Genomic DNA, 231 nt, shown 5'->3' on the forward strand with positions numbered 1-231 from the left:
GCAGATCGCGCCTGCGATTTCCTTTGAAGTCGATCTGCCCATGGGGCACTGGACCCAGCGCTTCCTGCTCGGCGGTTGTGGTGGCCTGTGCGGGATGACCCATGTAGGCGTCAGCAATGCAGGGGCGTGCGTCCCGGCGCTGAATGGCGAATTTGTCATGGCGGGTGACGACATGGGGCATACTGGTTCCATGATGGGGCTGGCGCAGGGCGAATTCGGTAAAGACCCGCA

1 protein-coding gene is annotated in these 231 nt (G+C 62.3%); it reads left to right on the plus strand.

Annotation, left to right across the window (positions count from 1 at the left end; genetic code table 11):
- On the plus strand, window positions 1-231 hold a 231-nt coding region (locus B7449_RS14875; RefSeq protein WP_048883760.1), incomplete at both ends, for a tannase/feruloyl esterase family alpha/beta hydrolase.

This window comes from Komagataeibacter intermedius TF2 (assembly GCF_000964425.1).
Lineage (GTDB): Bacteria > Pseudomonadota > Alphaproteobacteria > Acetobacterales > Acetobacteraceae > Komagataeibacter > Komagataeibacter intermedius.